The sequence below is a fragment of the Desulfofundulus thermosubterraneus DSM 16057 genome, assembly GCF_900142025.1.
Lineage (GTDB): Bacteria > Bacillota > Desulfotomaculia > Desulfotomaculales > Desulfovirgulaceae > Desulfofundulus > Desulfofundulus thermosubterraneus.
Genome location: NZ_FQZM01000005.1, coordinates 17,415 through 38,352 on the forward strand (window position 1 = coordinate 17,415; position 20,938 = coordinate 38,352).

19 protein-coding genes are annotated in these 20,938 nt (G+C 55.4%); 1 reads left to right on the plus strand and 18 read right to left on the minus strand.

What is annotated here, in order from left to right; all coding sequences use genetic code 11:
- Positions 1–16 precede the first annotated feature (16 nt).
- The 8 genes from mce to BUA65_RS02095 form a co-directional block, all read right to left on the minus strand.
- Complete coding sequence (mce, locus tag BUA65_RS02060; RefSeq protein WP_084061984.1) at positions 17–427, minus strand: methylmalonyl-CoA epimerase; 411 nt, start codon at positions 425–427, stop codon at positions 17–19.
- Positions 424–849, minus strand: a complete 426-nt coding sequence (locus BUA65_RS02065) for a cobalamin B12-binding domain-containing protein (RefSeq protein WP_072867113.1) — start codon at positions 847–849, stop codon at positions 424–426. The genes mce and BUA65_RS02065 overlap by 4 nt, the downstream gene beginning before the upstream one ends.
- Before the next feature lie 18 nt (positions 850–867).
- The gene (locus BUA65_RS02070) at positions 868–2,538 is read right to left on the minus strand and encodes an acyl-CoA mutase large subunit family protein (RefSeq protein WP_072867114.1); all 1,671 of its coding nucleotides are present in this window, start codon (positions 2,536–2,538) and stop codon (positions 868–870) included.
- A gap of 20 nt (positions 2,539–2,558) precedes the next feature.
- On the minus strand, positions 2,559–3,425 hold the full coding sequence (gene sucD / locus BUA65_RS02075; protein WP_072867115.1) for a succinate--CoA ligase subunit alpha: 867 nt from the start codon (positions 3,423–3,425) through the stop codon (positions 2,559–2,561).
- A gap of 32 nt (positions 3,426–3,457) precedes the next feature.
- Positions 3,458–4,573, minus strand: coding sequence for an ADP-forming succinate--CoA ligase subunit beta (sucC, locus tag BUA65_RS02080; RefSeq protein WP_072867116.1), 1,116 nt, complete (start codon positions 4,571–4,573; stop codon positions 3,458–3,460).
- Positions 4,574–4,646: 73 nt separating this feature from the next.
- The gene (locus BUA65_RS02085; RefSeq protein ID WP_072867117.1) at positions 4,647–5,201 is read right to left on the minus strand and encodes a Fe-S-containing hydro-lyase; all 555 of its coding nucleotides are present in this window, start codon (positions 5,199–5,201) and stop codon (positions 4,647–4,649) included.
- Positions 5,202–5,230: 29 nt separating this feature from the next.
- Positions 5,231–6,073, minus strand: coding sequence for a fumarate hydratase (locus tag BUA65_RS02090; RefSeq protein WP_072867118.1), 843 nt, complete (start codon positions 6,071–6,073; stop codon positions 5,231–5,233).
- A 263-nt stretch (positions 6,074–6,336) separates the two neighbouring features.
- Positions 6,337–8,043: a sigma 54-interacting transcriptional regulator gene (locus BUA65_RS02095; protein ID WP_072867119.1), complete on the minus strand. Its 1,707-nt coding sequence runs from the start codon at positions 8,041–8,043 to the stop codon at positions 6,337–6,339.
- A 178-nt stretch (positions 8,044–8,221) separates the two neighbouring features.
- Here BUA65_RS02095 and lexA point away from each other — a divergent pair, with 178 nt between their 5' ends.
- Positions 8,222–8,830, plus strand: a complete 609-nt coding sequence (gene lexA / locus BUA65_RS02100; protein WP_072867120.1) for a transcriptional repressor LexA — start codon at positions 8,222–8,224, stop codon at positions 8,828–8,830.
- A gap of 24 nt (positions 8,831–8,854) precedes the next feature.
- Here the strand turns inward: lexA and BUA65_RS02105 are convergent, their stop codons facing one another.
- The 10 genes from BUA65_RS02105 to BUA65_RS02150 all read right to left on the minus strand — a co-directional run bounded on the left by BUA65_RS02105 (position 8,855) and on the right by BUA65_RS02150 (position 20,923).
- Complete coding sequence (locus BUA65_RS02105; RefSeq protein WP_072867121.1) at positions 8,855–9,490, minus strand: DUF1847 domain-containing protein; 636 nt, start codon at positions 9,488–9,490, stop codon at positions 8,855–8,857.
- A 64-nt stretch (positions 9,491–9,554) separates the two neighbouring features.
- The gene (locus tag BUA65_RS02110) at positions 9,555–10,208 is read right to left on the minus strand and encodes a succinate dehydrogenase/fumarate reductase iron-sulfur subunit (protein WP_072867122.1); all 654 of its coding nucleotides are present in this window, start codon (positions 10,206–10,208) and stop codon (positions 9,555–9,557) included.
- A 2-nt stretch (positions 10,209–10,210) separates the two neighbouring features.
- Entirely contained in the window at positions 10,211–11,893 is a 1,683-nt protein-coding gene (locus tag BUA65_RS02115) for an FAD-dependent oxidoreductase (protein WP_072867123.1), read from the minus strand.
- Between the two features lie 26 nt (positions 11,894–11,919).
- Positions 11,920–13,137 carry a Coenzyme F420 hydrogenase/dehydrogenase, beta subunit C-terminal domain gene (locus BUA65_RS02120; RefSeq protein ID WP_072867124.1) on the minus strand — a complete coding sequence of 406 codons (1,218 nt, stop codon included), beginning with the start codon at positions 13,135–13,137 and terminating at the stop codon, positions 11,920–11,922.
- A gap of 36 nt (positions 13,138–13,173) precedes the next feature.
- Entirely contained in the window at positions 13,174–14,580 is a 1,407-nt protein-coding gene (locus BUA65_RS02125; RefSeq protein WP_072867125.1) for an MmgE/PrpD family protein, read from the minus strand.
- Positions 14,581–14,619: 39 nt separating this feature from the next.
- On the minus strand, positions 14,620–15,516 hold the full coding sequence (locus BUA65_RS02130) for a succinate--CoA ligase subunit alpha (RefSeq protein WP_072867126.1): 897 nt from the start codon (positions 15,514–15,516) through the stop codon (positions 14,620–14,622).
- Positions 15,517–16,743: an ATP-grasp domain-containing protein gene (locus BUA65_RS02135; protein ID WP_072867127.1), complete on the minus strand. Its 1,227-nt coding sequence runs from the start codon at positions 16,741–16,743 to the stop codon at positions 15,517–15,519.
- A gap of 12 nt (positions 16,744–16,755) precedes the next feature.
- Complete coding sequence (locus BUA65_RS02140) at positions 16,756–17,658, minus strand: HpcH/HpaI aldolase/citrate lyase family protein (protein WP_072867128.1); 903 nt, start codon at positions 17,656–17,658, stop codon at positions 16,756–16,758.
- 262 nt (positions 17,659–17,920) lie between these two features.
- Complete coding sequence (locus BUA65_RS02145) at positions 17,921–19,621, minus strand: sigma-54 interaction domain-containing protein (RefSeq protein WP_072867129.1); 1,701 nt, start codon at positions 19,619–19,621, stop codon at positions 17,921–17,923.
- 18 nt (positions 19,622–19,639) lie between these two features.
- On the minus strand, positions 19,640–20,923 hold the full coding sequence (locus BUA65_RS02150; protein ID WP_072867130.1) for a TRAP transporter large permease: 1,284 nt from the start codon (positions 20,921–20,923) through the stop codon (positions 19,640–19,642).
- Positions 20,924–20,938 lie beyond the last annotated feature (15 nt).

Below are 20,938 nucleotides of genomic sequence, written 5' to 3' on the forward strand. Positions count from 1 at the left end.
GCGTTCCCTCCCTTAATTAATTGTCACGCTCGCACAATTCCACCAGCGTGCCAAAAGTGGACTTGGGATGAAGAAAAGCAATCCTGGCCCCCCCGGCACCCCGGCGAGGCTTTTCATCAATGAGTCGCACACCTTTGGCTTTTAATTCCTCCAGCGCCTGCTCCAGATTTTCCACCCGGAAGGCGATGTGCTGGATACCCTCGCCATTTTTCTCAATAAACCGGGCAATGGGCCCGTCAGGGGTAGTGGACTCCAGAAGCTCCACTTCACTGTCGCCGGTAGGCAAGAAGGCAACCTTTACCTTTTGCTCCTCCACCACTTCGGTTCCTGTTACCTTCAACCCTAAAAGGCCCTCGTAAAACTCAATGGCCTTGGCCAGGTCCTTAACGGCAATGCCGATGTGATCGATTTTTTTGATCCCGATCACTGTTTTCCCTCCCCCTTCTGGGTCCTTTTCGCCACTTCCTCCCGGATAAAGCGGATAATCTCCGTTGTGGGGGTGCCGGGGCCAAAAATTTCCGCGATCCCCGCTTCCTTCAAGAGAGGGATATCCTCATCGGGGATGATCCCCCCGCCCACCACCAGTATGTCATCAGCTCCCTGAGCCCGCAATCCCTCCACCACCGCCGGGAAAAGGTGCATGTGCGCGCCGGAGAGAATGCTCAAGCCCACCACCTGCACATCCTCCTGGAGGGCTGCTTCCACAATTTGCTCGGGGGTCTGCCGCAAGCCGGTATAAATAACTTCCATTCCAGCATCCCGCAGGGCCTGGGCAATAACCTTGGCCCCCCGGTCATGACCGTCCAGGCCCGGTTTGGCCACCAGGACCCGAATGGGCCGTTCACTCATCTATCTCCCCTCCTTGCCTTAAAAGACAATTTGCTGGCGATACTCGCCAAAGACTTCCCGCAGGGTATCGCAAATTTCTCCCAGGGTGGCATAAGCTTTTACGGCGTCAATGAACAGGGGCATCAAGTTTTCCTTCGTGGATGCCGCTTCCCGCAGGTTGTTTAATACCTGCTTCACTTTCTGGTTATCCCGGCGGGCCTTCAATGCCTGCAGCTTGGCCGTCTGGCGTTCCGCTACTGCCGGATCCACCTTTAACAAATTCTTGGGCTTCTCATACTCCATCTGGAATTTGTTAATGCCAATAACCACCTTTTTGCCACTTTCAATGTCCATCTGATAGCGGTAGGCGCTGTCCTTAATTTCTTTCTGCATAAATTCAATCGCCTCGGGAGCACCGCCCAGCTCGTCAATCTTATTAATATAAGCCATGGCCTTTTCTTCAATTTCATTGGTCAGGCTTTCAATATAGTACGAACCGCCCAGGGGATCCACCGTATCGGTAACGCCAATTTCATAACCGATTACCTGCTGGGTGCGCAGGGCTATGAGCACCGACTCGTCGCTGGGCAAGGCCAGGGCTTCGTCGTATGAGTTGGTGTGCAAGGACTGGGTGCCGCCCAGCACTGCACTCAGGGCCTCAAAGGCGGTACGCATGATGTTTACCATAGGCTGCTGGGCCGTCAGGCTGCAACCTGCCGTTTGGGTATGGAAGCGAAGCATCCAGGAGCGGGGATTCTTGGCACCAAACCGCTCCTTCATAATCTTGGCCCAAAGCCGCCTGGCCGCCCGGAACTTGGCAATTTCCTCGAAGAAGTTTAGGTGAGCGTTAAAAAAGAAGGATAGGCGGGGAGCAAAATCGTCCACATTTAAGCCGGCATCAATAGCCGCCTGGACATAGGCAATCCCGTCGGCCAGGGTAAAGGCCACTTCCTGCACCGCCGTGGAACCGGCCTCCCGGATATGGTAGCCGCTGATGCTGATGGTGTTCCAGTTGGGAACATTCTTGGAACAATAGGCAAAGACATCGGTAATCAGGCGCATGGATGGACCGGGCGGAAAAATATAGGTTCCCCTGGCGATGTATTCTTTTAAGATATCATTTTGGATGGTCCCGTTGAGCTTGTCGGGAGTAACTCCCTGCTTTTCCGCCACGGCAATATACATGGCCAGCAGGATGGCGGCCGGGGAATTAATGGTCATGGAGGTGCTCACCTTGTCCAGGGGAATGCCCTCGAACAGGGTTTCCATATCCTCTAAGGAATCAATGGCTACCCCTACCTTGCCCACCTCGCCCCGGGCCAGGGGATGATCCGAATCATAACCAATTTGGGTGGGCAGGTCAAAGGCCACGCTCAAACCAGTCTGTCCCTGTTCCAGCAGGTAGCGGAAACGGGCGTTAGTTTCTTCGGCTGTACCGAAGCCGGCATATTGGCGCATGGTCCACAACCGGCCCCGGTACATGTTGGGCTGCACTCCCCGGGTAAAGGGGTAGGAACCCGGAAAGCCGAGGTCCCGTTCGTAATCAAGATCAGCTATATCTTCCGGAGTATACAGGGTCTTGATTTCAATACCCGAATCGGTAGCAAACTCGGCCTGCCTCTCCGGTCTTTTTTTCACCTGGGCTTCCAGCCGTTCCCGGTATTCCTTGGCCGACACCCGGATGCTTTCCAGCTTTTCCTTTTCGAACATCCATCTCCCCCCTTAAAGACTCAACCTAGAGCTTCCTTAATCAACCCGGGCACCTCGAAAGGCAGGGTAGCCACCCCGGCACCGGCAGCCGTCAGTGCCTGTACCTTGCCCTCAAAGGTACCCTTCCCCCGCTCAATGATTGCCCCGGCATGGCCCATGCGTTTACCGGGAGGGGCGCTCTTCCCGGCAATATAAGCCACCACAGGCTTGGTCATTTTCTTGATGAACAAGGAAGCCTCTTCCTCCGCATTCCCCCCAATTTCACCTACCAGCACCACGGCCCTGGTTTCCGGATCCTTTTCGAATTTCTCCAAAACATCCACAAATGACAAACCAACCACCCGGTCACCACCCAGTCCGACCACCGTCGACTGTCCTAAACCGTTGGCTGTTAGATTGGCCACGATCTCGTAGGTCAGGGTGCCGCTGCGCGCCACTACACCAATGTGGCCCGGCACGAAGAACTGATTGGGTGGAATGCCAATTTTGCACCGTCCCGAGGAAACAATACCAAAGGTGTTAGGACCAATCACTATTGTGCCCCGTCGCCGGGCAAAAGCAATGATCTCCAGTTCATCATGGACGGGAATATGCTCGGTAATAATGACCACAACCCGTACCCCGGCGGCAATGGCTTCAAAAGCGGCATCTTTGGCAAAGGGAGCCGGAATGAAAAGCACGGAGGCATCAATTTGATGGTTTTCCATGGCCGCAGCCACGGTATCATACACGGGAACCCCTTCTACCGTCTGGCCACCCTTACCCGGGGAAACCCCAGCGACAATCCGTGTTCCATAGCCCAGCATCTGCTTGGTATGAAACGTGCCCTGGTTACCCGTTATCCCCTGAACCAGAACATTGGTTTTTTCATCAACTATAATGGCCACTCCTGACCGCTCCTTCCTTATCGAGGGTGCCTTTAACCCTGGGCCCTGGCCAGTTCCACAGCCTTGGCCGCAGCCTCATGCATAACTTTGTAGGCTTCAATGCCATTTTCCCTGAGGATGCGTACACCCTCTTCTTCGTTGGTACCAACTAGACGAATGACTACCGGAACATTGATTCCCTTCTCCTGCTTCACCTTGACCAGTGCCCTGGCCACATCATCACACCGGGTAATGCCCCCAAAGATGTTAATGAAGATCACCCGGGGATTGGTGGACAGGAGAATTTCTAATGCTTTGGCTGTGGCCTCCATCCCGGTGCCGCCGCCGGCATCAAGGAAATTGGCTGGCGCACCACCGTAATACTGAATGATATCCAGGGTGCCCATGGTAATGCCGGCACCATTCGCCATCACGGCAATATTCCCATCCAGCTGAACGTAAGAGAGTCCCAGAGCGTGAGCCTGCCGTTCGGCCTCGGTACGGTCATCCACTACGGGCAGATCCTTTTGCCGGTATAAGGCCTCGTCATCGATAGTCACCTTGGCGTCGGCGGCAATTAATTTTTCGCCGCTCAACACTAGCGGGTTGATCTCTACCAGTTCAGCATCCTTCTCCCGGAAAATACGGTAAAGAGTAGGTAACAAACGGCCAAATTCCTTAGCCACCGCGCCCGTTAGACCCAACCGGCGGCAAACTTCCCGGCACAAATAGGGCTGGACGCCCAGGCAGACATCCAGGTGTTCCTTGACGATGAATTCATCGGGGACCTCTTCAATATCCATGCCGCCTTGAGCGGAAGCAATTAAAACCGGCGCTTTGGCTGCCCCATCTACAGTAATGGCGACATAAAACTCATGATCGATGGCCAGCTTTTCTTCCACCAGGACCATTTCGACTTTCAGGCCCTGAACAGTCATGCCCAAAACCTGAGCAGCCGCCTCGCGAGCCTCTTCCGGGGTATCGGCAAACTTAATCCCGCCCCCCTTACCTCGTTTACCCGAAAGCACCTGGGACTTGATTACCACTGGGGCACCGATTTCCGCCGCTACTGCCGCCGCTTCATCCGGAGAGGTAACCATCTTACCCCGGGGTACGGTTAAACCGTAGCGGGCAAAAAGCTCCTTGCCCATATATTCATAGAGTTTCACAATTTTTCCCCCTTTGGCCAATAGCCCTTTTAAATCCCACGAAAAAACTTTTAGAAAAGGAAACTACCAGCCGCTACCGGCCAGCATAAATTTTGACTCCTTCTTCATACAAATCAGCACCAAGAACATCATTAACCACAATTACCGGAAAGTCCTCCACCACCAGCTCATGGATGGCCTCCGGACCCAGTTCCGGGTAAGCCACTACCCGGCATGATTTGATGGCCCGGGCTAGCAATGCCGCTGCACCTCCCACGGCAGCGAAATAAACGGCCTTGTATTGCTTCATGGCCTTAATTACTTCCGGAGAGCGTTTCCCCTTGCCAATCATACCCTTCAAACCCAGGGCAATTAAGCGCGGTGCATAAGGATCCATCCGGCCGCTGGTGGTGGGACCAGCCGAACCAATCACCCGCCCGGGTTTGGCTGGCGAAGGCCCCACGTAGTAAATAACCTGTCCCTTGATGGGAATGGGCAACTCTTCTCCCCGGTCCAACAACTCCACCATTTTTTTATGAGCCGCATCCCGGGCCGTATAAAGTGTACCGTTTAACAAAACCCGCTGACCAATGCGTAGCTTCTCTACTACCTCATCGGTAAGCGGGGTTGTCAACCTGATCTGGGGCAAATTCTTCTACCTCCCACACAATACTCGCGTTAGAGTATTGCTTCTTTGTGCCGGCTGGCATGGCAGTTAATGTTTACTGCTACCGGCAAGCTGGCTATATGACACGGAAAGACTTCCACGTGCACCGCCAGAGCAGTGGTGCGACCGCCCAGGCCCTGGGGACCGATACCCAGGTTATTAATAGCCTCCAGAAGCTCCCTTTCCAGGCAGGCAATCTCGGTATCAGGATGGGGTTGTCCCAACGGGCGCAGGAGGGCTTCCTTGGCCAGCAAGGCAGCCTTTTCAAAGGTGCCCCCAATACCCACACCCACCACCACGGGCGGGCAAGGATTGGGGCCGGCTGCTCTTACCTGCTCGATGACAAACTTTTTAACCCCCTCCACCCCTTCAGCCGGCTTAAGCATGCGCAGGCCGCTCATGTTCTCACTGCCGCCCCCTTTGGGAGCAACAATGATCTTGAGTTTATCACCGGGGACAATGCGGGTGTGAATTACTGCCGGCGTGTTATCCCCCGTATTTTTGCGGCGCAGGGGGTGATCAACGATGGACTTACGCAGGTAACCCTCCTGGTAGCCCCGGCGCACCCCTTCGTTTACTGCTTCGTACAGGTCCCCCCCGGAAACGACCACTTCCTGCCCCACTTCCAGAAAAACAACGGCAAAACCGGTGTCCTGGCACATGGGGACCTGCTCCTCCCGGGCAATACGGGCATTTTCCAGCAACTGTTGCAGGATATCCCTGCCCGTGAGGGAAATTTCCTGACCCAAGGCCTCTTTGAATGCCGCCAGTACATCTTCACCCAGCTCGTAGTTCGCTTTCTGACATAATTCGGCTACCGTGGCTGTAATGGTAGCAGTATCTACAAGTCGCAAAAAGCCTTTCCCCCCTTCCACCTTCACTAAGCAACTATTTCACAAGTGCAATTTTTATACCAAGTGCAGGACAAACCGACCAATACATCAAAAAGTGTTTTTGCCGCCTACTTAGGGCAATTCTAAAATATAAAAACAAAAGGGGTATCACCTTTTTTTTCTAAACTCTATAAAGAGAGACTTGAGATATCCATTATTTCTAGGGTAAAAAGGATAGACACTCTGTTCTAACCTTTAGAATTAGTCTAATAATTATAATCTTGTTAATTGGTGAAATCTTCAGTTCGACTTTTCTTTAGCTTGTTATACAGGGTGGCCAGGGAAATATTCAGCGCCTGGGCGGCCCGCCGCTTGCCTTCCACACTGGTACCAAATTTGGCGATAGCTTTTCTGATCAGCAATTGTTCCATCTGATCAATGGGAATAAGCTCAATATCCCGTTCCGGGGATGCCTTAAACTGGCTGACATGCTGGATAAAATGTTTCTTGGTAAAAACCTCCTCGTCTACGGTTACCATCACCCGTTCAAACACATTTTCCAGCTCCCGCACATTACCAGGCCAATCGTAGCTGTAGAGAATCTCCTCGGCATCCTTAGACAAGCCCTTCACTTTTTTGCCCAGTTTGCGGTTAAGCTTGATAATCAAGTTATTGATCAGAATAGGTAAATCTTCCTTGCGAACCCGCAAGGGTGGAATGGTAATCTCGACTACATTTAGCCGGTAGTAGAGGTCTTCACGGAACCTGCCCTGGCGGATTAATTCCCGCAGGTTGCGGTTGGTAGCCGCAATAACCCGCACATCCACTTTTATAGTCTGGGTGCCTCCCACCCGCTCAAACTCCATTTCTTGCAAAACCCGGAGCAGTTTTCCCTGCAAGTTCAGATTCATATCTCCAATTTCATCGAGAAAAATGGTTCCACCATGGGCCAGTTCAAACTTGCCGATCTTAGATTTAACGGCTCCGGTAAAGGCTCCCTTAGCGTACCCGAAAAACTCGCTCTCCAAAAGGCTGTCCGGGATGGCGGCGCAGTTAACCTTAATAAACGGCTTATCCCTGCGGGGACTGGCATGATGAATGGCATGGGCAAACAACTCTTTACCCGTACCGCTCTCTCCCAGCAACAGAACGGTGGAGTTTGTACGGGCTGCCCTCTCGGCCACCTGGATACAGCGGCGCAGTTCGGCACTATTGCCCAGGATATCGGCAAAAGTATATTTACTGGTGGTAACCTGGCCGAATTTATCGGAGAGATTCTCGATAATGCTGGTGCTCTGGCGCAATTGTTCCATCAAATTCATGACATCGGTAAAGTGCTGAAAAACCACCACCGCTCCTTCCATCTTGCCGTCCACAATGATGGGGGCGGCGTTGGAAATGACTTCCGCATTACTCCCCCCTACCCTTGTACGGTGCCCCACCACACTGCGGCCGGTGCGCAACACCGTGGCCAGAGCTCCGTCGGGGGAAGCTTCAAAAATATTCTGTCCAATCCTTTCCTTTTCACTGATACCGGTAATCCGGGTAAAGGCCGGATTGACGTATTTGATCACCCCGCGGGAGTCCGCCACTTCGATGGCCTCCTGGACCGAATCAAGGATGGCGGCCAATTCTCCCTGTACCCGCCGTGCTTCAAGCAACTTCTCCTTTTCCCTTAATACGGCCAGCATAAGATCCAGCGCCCGGGCCTCCATGATGGACGTTTTCCGCGGTTTTATCTGGTGCAGGTACATCTGGATTTCCGGTTCTCCGGTAGCCTCGATCAAAACATCCACGCCGGGCAAACGCACTATTTCCGTATAATCGGCAGTAGTAAAAACCCCGTCTGCAGCCGCAGCTTTAACTCCCGGAGATGAAGGATCGGGATCGGCCACCCCCAAAATTTCCACATCTCCCACAGCCTTTAACATGCGGTAAATGGAATAACCGTCCTCATTGCCCCCGATAATGGCTACGGTTAACCTGGGCATGCCGCTTCACCTTCTATGTGGTCCAAATTTTACGGGATTATTCCGACATTTTAGGGGATTATTTCGACGCTTATTTTCTAATCCCTTCTAAAAAATAAAAAACATTGATTTCGAACAACCGTTTTTTCACCAATACCTTTATGGTATAATTCAAAAGAAAAAGGGAGGTTGACGGTTTATGAACACCGCACTCACCCCCCGGGAGAAGATTATTTTAGAAGTAATAAAAGAAAACATACGCACCAAAGGCTATCCCCCTTCGGTTCGGGAGATCGGTCAAATTGTCGGGCTAAAATCCAGCTCTACAGTGCATTACTATTTAAAGCGTTTAGAAGATAAAGGCCTCTTACGCCGGGATCCCACCAAACCCCGGGCATTAGAACTACTGGAACACACTTTGTCCTTTAGCCGGCCCATGCAGATGGTCCCCCTTTTGGGACGGGTAGCGGCAGGTGAACCCATCCTGGCCGTGGAAAACCAGGAAGATGTTTTTCCCCTGCCGGCCAGTTTTACCGGAGAGGGAGAATTCTTCATGCTTACCGTCCGGGGCGACAGCATGATTGAAGCCGGCATCCTGGATGGGGACCTGGTGGTAGTCCGGCGCCAGCCCAGTGCCGATAACGGGGACATTGTGGTAGCTCTTCTGGAGGACGAAGCCACGGTAAAAAGATTCTTCCGGGAGAACGACCATATTCGCCTGCAACCGGAAAACAAGGCCATGTCTCCCATCAAGGTAAAAAACCCGCTAATCCTGGGCAAGGTAGTGGGCCTGCTGCGTAAACTTTAAAGTTAAAACCCCTCCCCCCTGTCCCTAATCCTTTTTGTAAGCTGCCAGCTTCGGGATATAATAATGAGCAGCGTAAACGGCTCCCAAGGGATTATGGGCCAGCACGCGGTCCTTGACTGCCAGAACGGTGACCGGAGCTGCCGAATATTTGATGAATAAACTATCGTGACCGACACAAAGGCCTAATAAAACGTTCAATTCCGTTCCGGCCCGGTTCAATATGTGTGCCTGCACGATGGGATTGCACATGGGTTCAAATTGACCGGGGCGGACCTTTTGTTCGTCAGTAATGCCCAAAAACTCCTTTGGCACCGAGCCAGTTTTACACATTACCGATATAACGCTAAACCCTGCTTGTTTCAAAATTTTTGATACCTCAGCTGCTTCCCTGCGCAAGCCCACGCAAAAGGCCAAACCCAGCATGGTGAAGCCAGCCCTCCGGCTGAACTGAATGATTTCCTCCAACCTTGTCCATTTTCCGTAACCGGCAGATTCAGTTAAGGCCGAGCTAAGGGCTAGATTAAATACGCCCGGTTCCTGGTATTCCTTTCTGGCTTCCTCATAAACGCTGCCTTCGGATTTCATGGGACAGTGCTCCGGAATCTTCCCCGTCTGACCCGAGTAGCAAGCATAAATTCCACATTCTGCACACCTGCTCATCATGGCTCACTTCCTTTCTCAATCGCAAAGGAATGGCATGTTAATGGCCATTCCTTTGTCTGATTTATACGTGGCATACGTCCTCAGGCACCGTGATTCCTTTGGGACACTTCTCAGGTAAATTTTTGATGAATAACCTTAAAATGTCACGAGGTACCTTCATTAACTGCAGGCGGGCGGCACCCAGGACATCCCGGGGATCCAGGGCCAGCCGCAAACCCTTTACCAGGGCCGCCGGTTTTACTTCTCCGGGATCATCCATGGCTGCGTGACAAACCCCACAGAGAATGCAGGTAGCCGGGCTTTCCAGTTTCCGTGCCACCTCCGGCGCCATGCGACCGTCGTGATTGTCCCGGATAACCACCCAGGGAACCACTGCTTTAAGAGATTCAAAGAAGGGGTCCAGATCCACCACCAGATCTTTCAGCTGCCTAAAGTGGGGTAGCGGCTCCAGGGTAATGCGTCCGCCCTCAGTTATGGCGTTACGAATCAGGGTCTGGCAGGCCAGGCCGGGGCGCCCGTTGATACAAAGGGCACAGGAACCACAAATGGCGCTACGGCAGGAGCGGCGAAAGGATAACCCTGGATCCTGCTGCCAGGCCTGCAGCAGGGCATCCAGCACCGTGTTATGCTCTTCCACCAACACGGTAAATTCTTGAAAGTAGGGTTTTACATCCACTTCGGGGTTAAAGCGGCAGATGTTTAACACCACGTTCATTCCTAGTACCCCCTCTCTTGCGGTGCATAACGGGTGATCTTCACCGGACCGTTACTAAACTCCGGTCCGTCTTCCCCGCGGCGCACAAAAGTATGGCACAGCCAGTTCTGATCATCCCGCTGCGGGTAGTCAAGCCGGTAATGGGCTCCCCGGCTCTCGGTGCGGCGCAACGCCCCCCGGGCAATGACTTCACACAAATCTAAAAGGTACCCTACCTCAAGATAATCCATCAGGGCGTAGTTAAAGGGCTGCATTCCGCCGGGGGCCTTAAGCCTTTGGTAACGTTCTTTTAGTTTAGCCAGCCGGTTAACCGCGTCTTCCAGCTCACTGCCCACCCTGAATACCCCAACCTGGTTGGTCATCAGGTTGGTCATCTCCTGCCGGATGGCAAAAGTGCTGTCCTCCTGAACCCCTTGTCCCCGACCGGCTAACAGGGATGACCAGGATTCATAAGCACGGGTTATGGTTGCTGCAGAAAGGGTTGGCCAGGGCTCCTGCCGGGCCAGTTGGGCAGCCCGATGACCAGCCCGCCGGCCAAAAACCACCGTCTCCAGCAGGGAATTACCCCCCAGCCGGTTGGCCCCGTGCACGCTCACATTGGCCACCTCGCCTGCGGCCAGAAGGCCGGTCAAACTGGTCATACCCCAAACATCGGTGCGTACTCCGCCCATACTGTAGTGCTGGGCCGGTTCGATGGGCATGGGTGCCCTGGCGGGATCCACCCCGGCATACCGGATGGCTAGATCCCGCACCTGGGGCAGGCGCTCCGCCACCAGGGCCTCTCCCAGATGGGTTAGATCCAGATGCACGTACTGTCCCTCAAATCCGCGCCCCTCCTTAATCTCCTTGAAAATGGCCCGGGAAACCACATCCCGGGGAGCCAGTTCCATCTTCTGAGGTGCGTAATGAACCATAAACCGTTCACCGTCATAATTGCGCAGGTAACCGCCCTCTCCCCGGGCCGCTTCGGAAATAAGAATGTTGGTACCGTACAAGGTGGTAGGATGGAACTGGACGAACTCCATATCCGAAAGAACTGCTCCCGCCCGGTAAGCAATGGCCATGCCGTCTCCCGTGTTGGCGTGGGCATTGGTGGTTTTGGCAAAGGCCCGGCCGTATCCACCCGTGGCCAAGATGACCGCCTTGCTGCGGATTACTTCCAACCTGGCCCGGGCCAGGTCATAGGCCAGCACCCCGGCCACCTGCCCGTCTTCCACCAGCAACTCCACCAAATGCCATTCCGGGTAAATCTTAATTCCCCGCCTGAGAACCTGTTCAAAAAGGGTATGCAGGACCACATGGCCGGAGAAATCGGCGGCAAAGCAGGCTCGGGGAAAGCCGGCACCACCCAGGGAGCGCTGGGCCACCCTGCCTTCGGGGGTACGGGTCCAGGGCACACCCATCCTCTCCAGCTCTAAAATCACTTCCGGCCCCTCGCTGCAAAGTACCTCGATGGCATCCTGATCCCCCAGGTAATCGCTCCCCTTTACGGTATCAAAAATATGGGCTTCCACACTATCGTCTTCCCCAAGGGCGGCGTTAAACCCCCCTTGCGCTGCCCCGCTGTGGGAACGGGTGGGGTAGATCTTGCTCAAAACGGCCACATCGGCCTTTTGCGAGGCCACCAGCGCAGCCATCAGGCCAGCCAGCCCGCCCCCTACCACCAGCACTTCGTGGATTAGCATTAAGGACACCTCCTTAATCTTCAAAGTCACTCTTGGGGGTTTTGATGAGTTTCCGGCGCCAGATGTAACTCACGGGCAAAGGGGATGCAGTGGATCTCGCGGTGATATTCCGGTACGGGCCAGCCGAAACGACGCCGTTGCCTTAACCGGAAGGCTGCCGCGTGCTTTTTCAGCTCGTATCCTATCCCGGCGGCCAGGCGGGCAGCTTCCAGGGGAATTGTTTCCACATAGCCGTTTTTCACGGCCCCATCCAGCAGCTCTTCACCAGCTGGACTGCGCACCAGGCAAGAAGATGCTCCTAAAGCCTGCCCGGCCCGCACCTGCGGGTCCCAGTAGTCCCCTACCGACAGGTCCGCCAGTTCCGCAGCCCAATCCACGCACATCTCGCAGCGATCCCGTTTGAAAGCAGGCATGAGATGGTGGTACATATACTCGTGGCGGTCCAGGAGCAGCCTCCGCCCGTCCTTCAGTTCCACCACCAGGTGGCCCGGCCAATCGCCGCCCCGGTAGCTCAGCGAGGCAATATCTTCCAGCCTGTCCACCCCCAGACGTTCTACCAGCAGGTGGCGCGTACCCTCAAAATAAAACTGGGAAGCGCAGAAAAGCCCCACCATCAGCACCACCCCCCGTGCCAGGGAAACGGGCTGACCGTAAAACTGCATCTTGCGCAAGCCGTGGATATGACAGGGCAAGCCCACCACCGCCAGGCGCCGGTAACCCTGTTCCAGAGCCTGGTTTAAAAGGGTGTTTACCGGTACACAGGCATATTTGCTCCTGGCAGCGGCCAGGAGTTGCTCACCATTAACCGCCAGCCTGGCCTCGGTACGCCAGGGCAGATCCTGCCGGAAACCGGCTACCAGCGCGCCATCGATAATGCCCTTTTCCAGGGCATAAATCAGCAGGGCCGTAACCAATCCCCCGCTGGCACCCAGTTGCCTGGTGACCCGGTCAGTGGCCCAGCCAACCCGGGCTTCCCGGTAAAAACCCAGGTCGGGAATCTGTTCTTCCCTAACCCGGCCAAAAACAAACTGTTCCAGGGCAGGTAAGTTCACCTCTTCCCCGGGGCAGACGGTGGTACAGATATTGCAGCCGGCACATTCCCCGGTTAATTCAGGCAGTGGTTCGTCATCCACATAAGCCCAGCCGATGGCCCCTGCCGGGCACACCCCGGCGCAAGTTCCACAGGCAGTACACAGCCCCCGCTGGATAACCCGGTTTTGCAATTCAGTAAAGGAACCTTTCATTAATACTGGCCTCCCCGGCTACACCGTGTTTCGTGTTCACCTTTCGTGCTGTGTTATTCCGCAGGAGGAGTGCCATACCCTCCCATAGTGGTTTGGCGAAAGTACCTGGAACAAATCGGCCACATCTACCACGTTCTCCAGATCCAGAACCGCCTGCGCCAGAACCCGCGACCTCTGTTCTCCCCAGGGTCCGGCAGCCAGAGCATGGAACTTGGTCACCAGTTCTTCGGCAGTAACCGGATTTTCCGGGTCGCCCCGGGGAAAATCCGTGCGCCCCTGGTATACCTGACCCGAATGGGTTTCTATCTCCACTATTGCCGGCCAGCGGGCGGGATGAAGGGCATCAAGCTCTTCGTCCATCACCAGGCTAACCCGGGACATGAGATCATGGATCACGGGATCCGAGAGTTTTTCCGGGGTGAAGTCCTCAAGGCCGCAGCGCCCGGTTTGCAGGGCCAGGGCCACACAGAAAGGCAGGCTGAACTTGGCTGCATAAACCGTGGCCGGCTGGTGATTGGCGGTAATGTCCAGGGCCGTGCGGTAAGTGCGCACGATAATGGTAGCCACGTCGGCAGGTTTAAGGCCGTGGCGGGCAACCAGTTCCAAGGTTACATCCACCGCGGGATGGGTATGGCGGCAGGAGGCGTGGATTTTAAAGGAATTTTCTTCCACCTTGTAGGGTTGCTTGCCCAAGTTCGCGGTAATTTTACTCAGGTCAAACCGGGGAGCCGTAGCCCGGCAGAACCCCCTTTCCCCTTCTAGAATACGCATGGCTCCGGTAAATCCCTCCCTGGCCAGCAAAGCGGCCAGCACGCCATTCTGGGCGGCCTTACCTGGGTGGAGATGTTTGGACATGGCTCCGTCGACTAGAAATTCCCACAATCCGGCAGCCTGGGTACCGGCATTGCCCAGGGCCCAGACCAGCTGTTCTTTATTTAAACCCAAAAGTTTTCCGGCCGCAGCCGCCGCACCAAAAGTACCGCAGGTACCAGTGGTGTGCCAGAAGTAATAGTGTGACGGGGTAACGGCTTCGCCAACCCGGATGGCCACTTCATAACCTACCACAATGGCCTCCAACAACTGGCGACCGCTCGCCCTGATCATCTCCGCCACAGCCAGGGCAGCCGGTATCACTGCCGCCCCGGCATGGATGATGGCAGCCCGGTGTACATCATCCAACTCCATGATATGGGAGGCGATGCCGTTAGCCAGGGCCGCATTGAGGCAGGAGATTTTCTCCCCGGTTGCCAGCAGGGTGGCCTGGGGAGAGCCCCCCTGCTGCTTGACAACCGCCTGGATTTTTTTGGCGGGCGCCTGCAGGCCGCCGGCCGCAGCCGAACCCAGCCAGTCCAGGAAAGCCATTCTGGCCATATGTACTGTGGCCGCGGGAAGCATATCATATTGGATCTGGCCAATAAAGTCAGCCAGCCGGTGGGACAACATGGAAAATCACCTTCTTTCTTCATTGAGATTCCCTCGTCCCTACCCCAGAATCTGTTTTAAAGTGGGAATCAGGTCATCGAAATTTTCCAGGACATGGGCACCGGCTTCCCTCAACCTGGCAGCCTTGAGGGAAGGACGACCGTAATTGCCGGAAATCAGGGCTGCGGCGTGTCCAAAAACAGTTCCTTCAGGCATGTTTTCCGTAAAGCGGCCGGCAATGTAAGCAATTAGCGGCTTGGTAAACCCTCTTTCCTGGATGAAGGCTGCCGCTTCCTCCTCCTGAGAAGTACCCGGCTCGGAAAAAACGACCACGGCGCGGGTCTGTGGGTCGGCTTCAAAAAGAGCCAGCAGGTCTTTAATGGTACTGCCAATGAGAGCATCCCCGCCAATGCTAACACTGGTGCTCACCCCGTAACCGGCACGCTTGATCATCCAGGAGGTTTCAGCAGTCATCCCACCGCTTCTGGAAATCACTCCCACCGGGCCGGGCACAAAGCAACGCTCCACATTATCTCCCCCAATGGCCCCCAGTTTCACCCGTTCCCCGGGATTGATCATGCCCACGGAATTGGGGCCGATCACCCGCACCCCGGCCCGGCGGGCCAGATTTAAGCATTTCACCGCATCCTTTTGCGGGACGTTTTCGGTGGGAATAAGAATTAGCTTGATCCCGTTGGCCACCGCCTCAGCCACGGCATCGTAAACAAAGGCAGGAGGGACGTAGATCAAGGACGTATCCGGTTGATGTTCCCGGCAGGCCGCCTTTAAGGTGTCGTACACCGGTACGCCGTGGACCTCCTGCCCACCCTTCCCCGGTGTCACCCCGGCCACGATACGGGTGCCGTAGGCCAGGGTGTGCTTGGTGACCATACTGGCCTCCCGGCCGGTGATCCCCTGAATCACAATGCGGGAATGGCGATCAATAAGAATGCCCATTTATGGTTGTCCCCCTTCCCCGTAAACTTCCTTCATCCGGGCCACCATCCGGGCACAGGCCTCGGTTAAAGTTACCTCATCCCCGTAATACTCCACCCCGGCTGCCGTAAAGAGCTCCCGGGCTATGGCGTCATTCACGCCGGCTTCCCGCACCACTACCGGAAAGGTGGTCGGATTGATGTTCAGTTCCTCCAGCGCCCGGATTATCCCCCGGGCCAGCACATCCACCTGCGTGTTATTGGTAATGTTATGGGCGACAAATAACCCTTTCACTCCAGGTTTGGAAAGGATTCCTTTGGTCAGGCCGTATACCTTTGCTTCGGGCGGGTTACCCCCTACTTCCGAATAATTGGCCGGTCGCCCCCCCAGGGACATCAGGGTATCAAAGCACAGGAGGCTGCCGCCACCGCCCCCGCACATGAATCCGATATCCCCGCCGGGCATCTCAGTATAGCGGGCTGTACCCCGATAGGGGTCGGATTCATTTACTTCCACCATTTTCTTTTCCAGTTCCGTAAGGGGACGCCAGGCCCGCTCGCTGCCCAGCTGGACCATGTCCGCAAGACGGGACTGGCGGTACATGGCGCTATCATCCACGCTCATCACTGCCGCCGCGGCTACCAGTTCTCCCCCGGTGGTTACTACCAGCGGGTTGACCTCCAAAAGATAGGCATCATAGCGGTCAAAGGTGGCATAGAGTTTGCTCAACAGCGCCCCTGCAGCACCCAGCAGTTTGCCCCCTACCCCCAGGTCCGCCCAGATCTCCCTGGCCCGAAAGCCAGGCAGGCCTTCAAAGGGATCCACATGGTGAATGACCATTTCACCCGGGTAGGAGCGGCTCAATTCCTCTACATCCACCCCGCCCCTGGTGCTGGCGATGATCACCGGCGCCTGTCTGCTCTTATCGTAGGTAATGGAAAGGTACCATTCCTGGGCCACGTCCAGTTTTTCTTCCACCAGGACCTTTTCCACGGGGAAATGCCGCACCGTGATGCCCAGCAACTCCCCGGCCCTTAAAGCTGCTTCCTGTGGCGTATCGGCAAATTTAATGGCACCGGCCTTACCCCGTTTGCCCACGGGCACCAGCGCCTTGAGCACTACGGGTTTCCCGATGCGTCGGGCGGCCTCTTCAGCCTCTACTGCGCTAGCGGCCACCTCATACAACGGCACCGTTATACCCATTTCTTTGAGCAACTGCTTGCTGTGATGTTCCAGCAGACGACCCACTGTTTTCCCCCCTCAAACTTTTTGTTCTCCCGATCCTTTTTCCCCCGCCAGACCTAAAGCCCGGGCAATGGCCAGTGTCCGCCTGGCCCAGGCTGCCACGGGGTAATCAATAAACTTACCCTCCAGCTGCACTGCCGCAATGCCTTCAGCTTCGGCCTGTGCAAAAGCCTGCACCACTTTAGCCGCATAATCAATTTCCCCGGACGTGGGAGAAAAGATTTCGTTTACAGGTCCCAGTTGCACCGGGTGGATCACCAGTTTACCGGCAAAGCCCAGACTGCGCACCAGGCGGCATTCTGCCGCCAGCCCTTCCTCATCTTTAATGTTGGGGTAAATTGTATCGATGGGTCCTTCAATGCCAGCCGCCCGGCTGGCCACCACCAGATGGGAGCGGGCATAAAAGATCTCCGTACCCTGACCGGTCAGCGATGTGCCGATGTCCAGGGTGTAATCCACGGCCCCGAAAGCCAGCCGTTTTACCCGCGGGCAGCTAGCGGCCACCCCATAGGCATTCATCACTCCCCGGGCCGTTTCCACCAGGGGAATGAGTTCCATCTCACCAGCCGGTAAGCCGTATTCCCTTTCCAGCTGGCCAATGAGCCAGTCGACCCGCCTTACTTCCTCGGCGTCTTCAGCCTTGGGCAGCATGATACCCGCCGGTCGCCCCCCGACCACCGCCATCAGGTCACCCACAATCCAGCGGGTGTTGACCCCGTTTACCCGTACGTAGACGCTCTTCCGGTCAGCACGACCCAGGACGTCCAGGACCAGGCTCCGGGCGCGTACTTTTTCCGACACCGCCACGGCATCTTCCAGGTCCAGGATCACCGCATCAGCTTCCAGGGATAAAGCCTTGTCCACCTTGCGCAAATCGCTGGCAGGAGCAAAAAGAAAACTACGCAGTGGCTTATGCATGCACCTCACCTCTTGCCAAAATAAACACGCAAAGTCCGTACCAGAATAATGGAGGATAACAAGGGACCCGGAACTACAGCAAAGTAGAGGTCCGGGGATGAAAGCACCACCGGAGGAGAATAGGCTAGTATTTCAATATTGAAATGGCCTTTGTAATCACGCAAGGTAAACCCCGTTGCAAATATGAAAAGCCACGGCTCTTATTATGGCCATGGCCTGCATAGGGAAAAATGTGTATTTCTTAAGTAGGGAAAACTTAAATTTAAACGGAAACCCGCGCCTTCTCAGGAAGCAAGCCCAGCCGCTTCATTTTGCGCCATAACGTGGTAGTGCTGATTCCCAGCCTCTCGGCTGCCCGCCGGCGATGGTAACCCGTTTCTTCCAATACCCGCAGGATGGTGGACCGTTCCACGGCCTGGGTGGTACCCTTTAACACACAGGAGCCTGGTGTTTTTACAAAAGGCGTTTCATCCTTGGCCCTATCCTGCTCCCCGGGGGAGCTGTTGCCGGACAGAGGAACCGGTGAAATTTGCCCGGCGCAGGAACCGCTAACCGTGTTTTCCGGTAGCCGGCAGGAGCAGTTGCGAATAAGGGCGGGAAGATCCGAGGGTAGGATTACTTCGTGGGTGGCCAGGTTCATGGTTCTTTCAATGCAGTTCTGCAATTCCCTTACATTGCCCGGCCAACTGTAAGCCATCAGGCATTCCAGGGCCTCGGGGGAAATATCCCGCACAAAGGTACCGAAGGTGTCCCGGAACTGCTTGATAAAGTGCCGCACCAGCAAGGGGATGTCCTCCACTCTTTCCCGCAGGGGGGGGATGCGCAGGTCCACCACATTGAGGCGGTAAAACAGGTCTTGGCGAAACTTGCCACTGGCCACCATTTGCCACAGGTCCTTATTGGTGGAAGCAATTACCCGCACATCCACGGGGATGGGTTTCTTCCCCCCGATGCGCACCAATTCCCTTTCCTGCAGTACCCGCAATAACCGGGACTGTAGTTCCAGTTCCATTTCGCTAATCTCATCCAGGAAAAGGGTACCGCCGTTAGCTTGTTCAAAAACCCCCGACTGGCCCTCCTTGCGGGCGCCGGTAAAAGCCCCTGCTTCATAACCAAATAGCTGGCTTTCCACCAGGCTGGCCGGTATGGCCCCACAGTTGATGGCTACAAAGGGACCACCGGACCGCTGGCTGGCATTGTGAATGGACTGGGCAAAGAGTTCCTTCCCGGTGCCCGTTTCTCCATAGAGCAACACGGTAGAGTTGGTTACCGCAACCTGGCGGGCCTGGCGGATGCAATGCTGGATGGCCCGGCTAGTGCCGATGATATGGGCGAAGGTATAGCGGGCATAATCACGCTGGCTGGTAGTAGCCAGCATTTTTTTCTGTTTTACCGCCAGGACATTGTTAAAACCCATACCAAACTCCGCGGTGACTGGAATGCGCACAGCCATGGCCCCCTCCTCCAGGAGGGACGGCCCTATAACCGGCCGCCCCAGTTCCATGGCCTGCCTGCCCAGATAAGTGAGTTCCCCCATGCCCCTGTCCGATTCCTTTCCGTCCGGGTCTACGGCAAAAAAACGAATCCCCTGGCGATCAAACAGCACCGCCTCCCCCCCGGCCACCCGGGCAATCAAGGGAAGGGCCTCCCGGAAGATGGCCTTTAAATCCCCCTCCCGGCGGGCGCGGAGCACGTTGTTTACGGCCAGCAGGCAATCCCCCAGGGGCAGGAAGAAGTGTAACACCCCTTCCTCCCGGCGGGAAGCAACCAGGAGGGGGCGGCGACATTCCCTAGCCTCCTCTAAACCCTCGTAGTTTTCAAGGGGGTAATGGGAAACTTCCTCCCCCGTCGCATCCACGGTTTTATAGGCGCCGCTGCGCAGATCAATGACCGTGGCATAGCCCCCGGCCAGACGGGCAATCATGCGCAGAGCCCCATAAAGGGCGCTGAATAAGTTCTCCATACTCCCCCCCTCCCGGGGTTAACGTTCCATGAGTACCCGCGGAATGTACAGGGAAATCTCGGGCCAGAAGATGAAGATAACCAGTCCTAGAATCAGAAGTAAGATGAAGGGCAGCACACCCCTGACTACCTCTTCAACCCGCTCTTTTGCCATGGCCGAAACCACAAAGAGGTTCAGACCCACCGGCGGGGTAATCATGGCCAGCTCCATATTCACCGTCATGACCACGGCAAACTGGATCAGGTCTATGTTCAGCGCCTTGATGATGGGCAGCAGCAGGGGCAGGGTAATCAGGGTAATGGAAACAGCCTCCAGGAAGGTACCCATGATGAAGAACATCAGGTTGGTGGCAAAGAAAAAGGCGTAACGGTTCAGGTGGCTCTCCGCAATCCACTCGGCCACCTTATTGGGCACCTGTTCTGAGGTCAGGAACAGGCCGAAAACCATGGCGGCCGCAATAATCAGATAGATCATTGAGGAGATATTAATGGCCTCCTGGAAAACTTTACGGATGTCCGGCAGCTTTAACTCCCGGTAAATAAAAGCGGAAACTATGATGGTATAGAACACGGAAAGTACCGCCGCCTCGGTGGGGGTAACTATACCCAAATAAATGCTTCCCAAAATAAAGAAGGGTAAAAAGGCACCGGGCAGAGCCTTGACGGTGGCCGTCCAGCGATCCCGCCAGGAGGCCGGTTCTCCCCGCCCGTAGCCCTTAATCCTGGCATAAATGATGGCAAAGACAATCAGCATGCCGGCCAGGAAAAGTCCGGGCAAAAGCCCCCCCATAAACAGCTTGCCTATGGATTCTTCCGACACGATGCCGTAAACCACCATGGTCACACTGGGCGGGATGAGAATACCCAGGGTACCCGAGGCAGCAATAAGACCCATGGCGTAACGCTTATCGTAACCCCCTTCAATCATCGCCGGAAGCATAATGGCACCGATAGCCGCAGCCGTGGCCGGACTGGAACCGGAAATGGCGGCAAAGATGGCGCAGGCCAGGATGGTAACCACCGACAACCCCCCCGGCAGGTGGCCGAACCAGCTGCGGAGGGCGGCAATGAGGTACCTGGCAATACCGCCGTGGGACATGAGCACCCCGGCAAAGACAAAGGCCGGAATGGCCATGAGGGGCGGGGACAGCAGGGAAGCAAACATGCGCTGGACAATCATGTACATGGTAAAGTCGGTGGTGGTAGCTAAAACAATGAGGGCAGCGACGGCCAGACTGATAGCAACGGGCACGTTGATCAGGAAGAGCAGCACGAATATAAAAAACAGCAACGCCGTTTCCATCGGCGGCACTCCTTT

Excerpts from the sequence above, each read along its gene's own strand:
- BUA65_RS02065 (WP_072867113.1), bottom strand. The coding sequence starts at position 849 with ATGAGTGAACGGCCCATTCGGGTCCTGGTGGCCAAACCGGGCCTGGAC.
- BUA65_RS02070 (WP_072867114.1), bottom strand. The coding sequence starts at position 2,538 with ATGTTCGAAAAGGAAAAGCTGGAAAGCATCCGGGTGTCGGCCAAGGAA.
- BUA65_RS02095 (WP_072867119.1), bottom strand. The coding sequence starts at position 8,043 with ATGCCCAGGTTAACCGTAGCCATTATCGGGGGCAATGAGGACGGTTAT.
- lexA (WP_072867120.1), top strand. The coding sequence starts at position 8,222 with ATGAACACCGCACTCACCCCCCGGGAGAAGATTATTTTAGAAGTAATA.
- BUA65_RS02105 (WP_072867121.1), bottom strand. The coding sequence starts at position 9,490 with ATGAGCAGGTGTGCAGAATGTGGAATTTATGCTTGCTACTCGGGTCAG.
- BUA65_RS02110 (WP_072867122.1), bottom strand. The coding sequence starts at position 10,208 with ATGAACGTGGTGTTAAACATCTGCCGCTTTAACCCCGAAGTGGATGTA.
- BUA65_RS02115 (WP_072867123.1), bottom strand. The coding sequence starts at position 11,893 with ATGCTAATCCACGAAGTGCTGGTGGTAGGGGGCGGGCTGGCTGGCCTG.
- BUA65_RS02120 (WP_072867124.1), bottom strand. The coding sequence starts at position 13,137 with ATGAAAGGTTCCTTTACTGAATTGCAAAACCGGGTTATCCAGCGGGGG.
- BUA65_RS02125 (WP_072867125.1), bottom strand. The coding sequence starts at position 14,580 with ATGTTGTCCCACCGGCTGGCTGACTTTATTGGCCAGATCCAATATGAT.
- BUA65_RS02130 (WP_072867126.1), bottom strand. The coding sequence starts at position 15,516 with ATGGGCATTCTTATTGATCGCCATTCCCGCATTGTGATTCAGGGGATC.
- BUA65_RS02140 (WP_072867128.1), bottom strand. The coding sequence starts at position 17,658 with ATGCATAAGCCACTGCGTAGTTTTCTTTTTGCTCCTGCCAGCGATTTG.
- BUA65_RS02145 (WP_072867129.1), bottom strand. The coding sequence starts at position 19,621 with ATGGAGAACTTATTCAGCGCCCTTTATGGGGCTCTGCGCATGATTGCC.
- BUA65_RS02150 (WP_072867130.1), bottom strand. The coding sequence starts at position 20,923 with ATGGAAACGGCGTTGCTGTTTTTTATATTCGTGCTGCTCTTCCTGATC.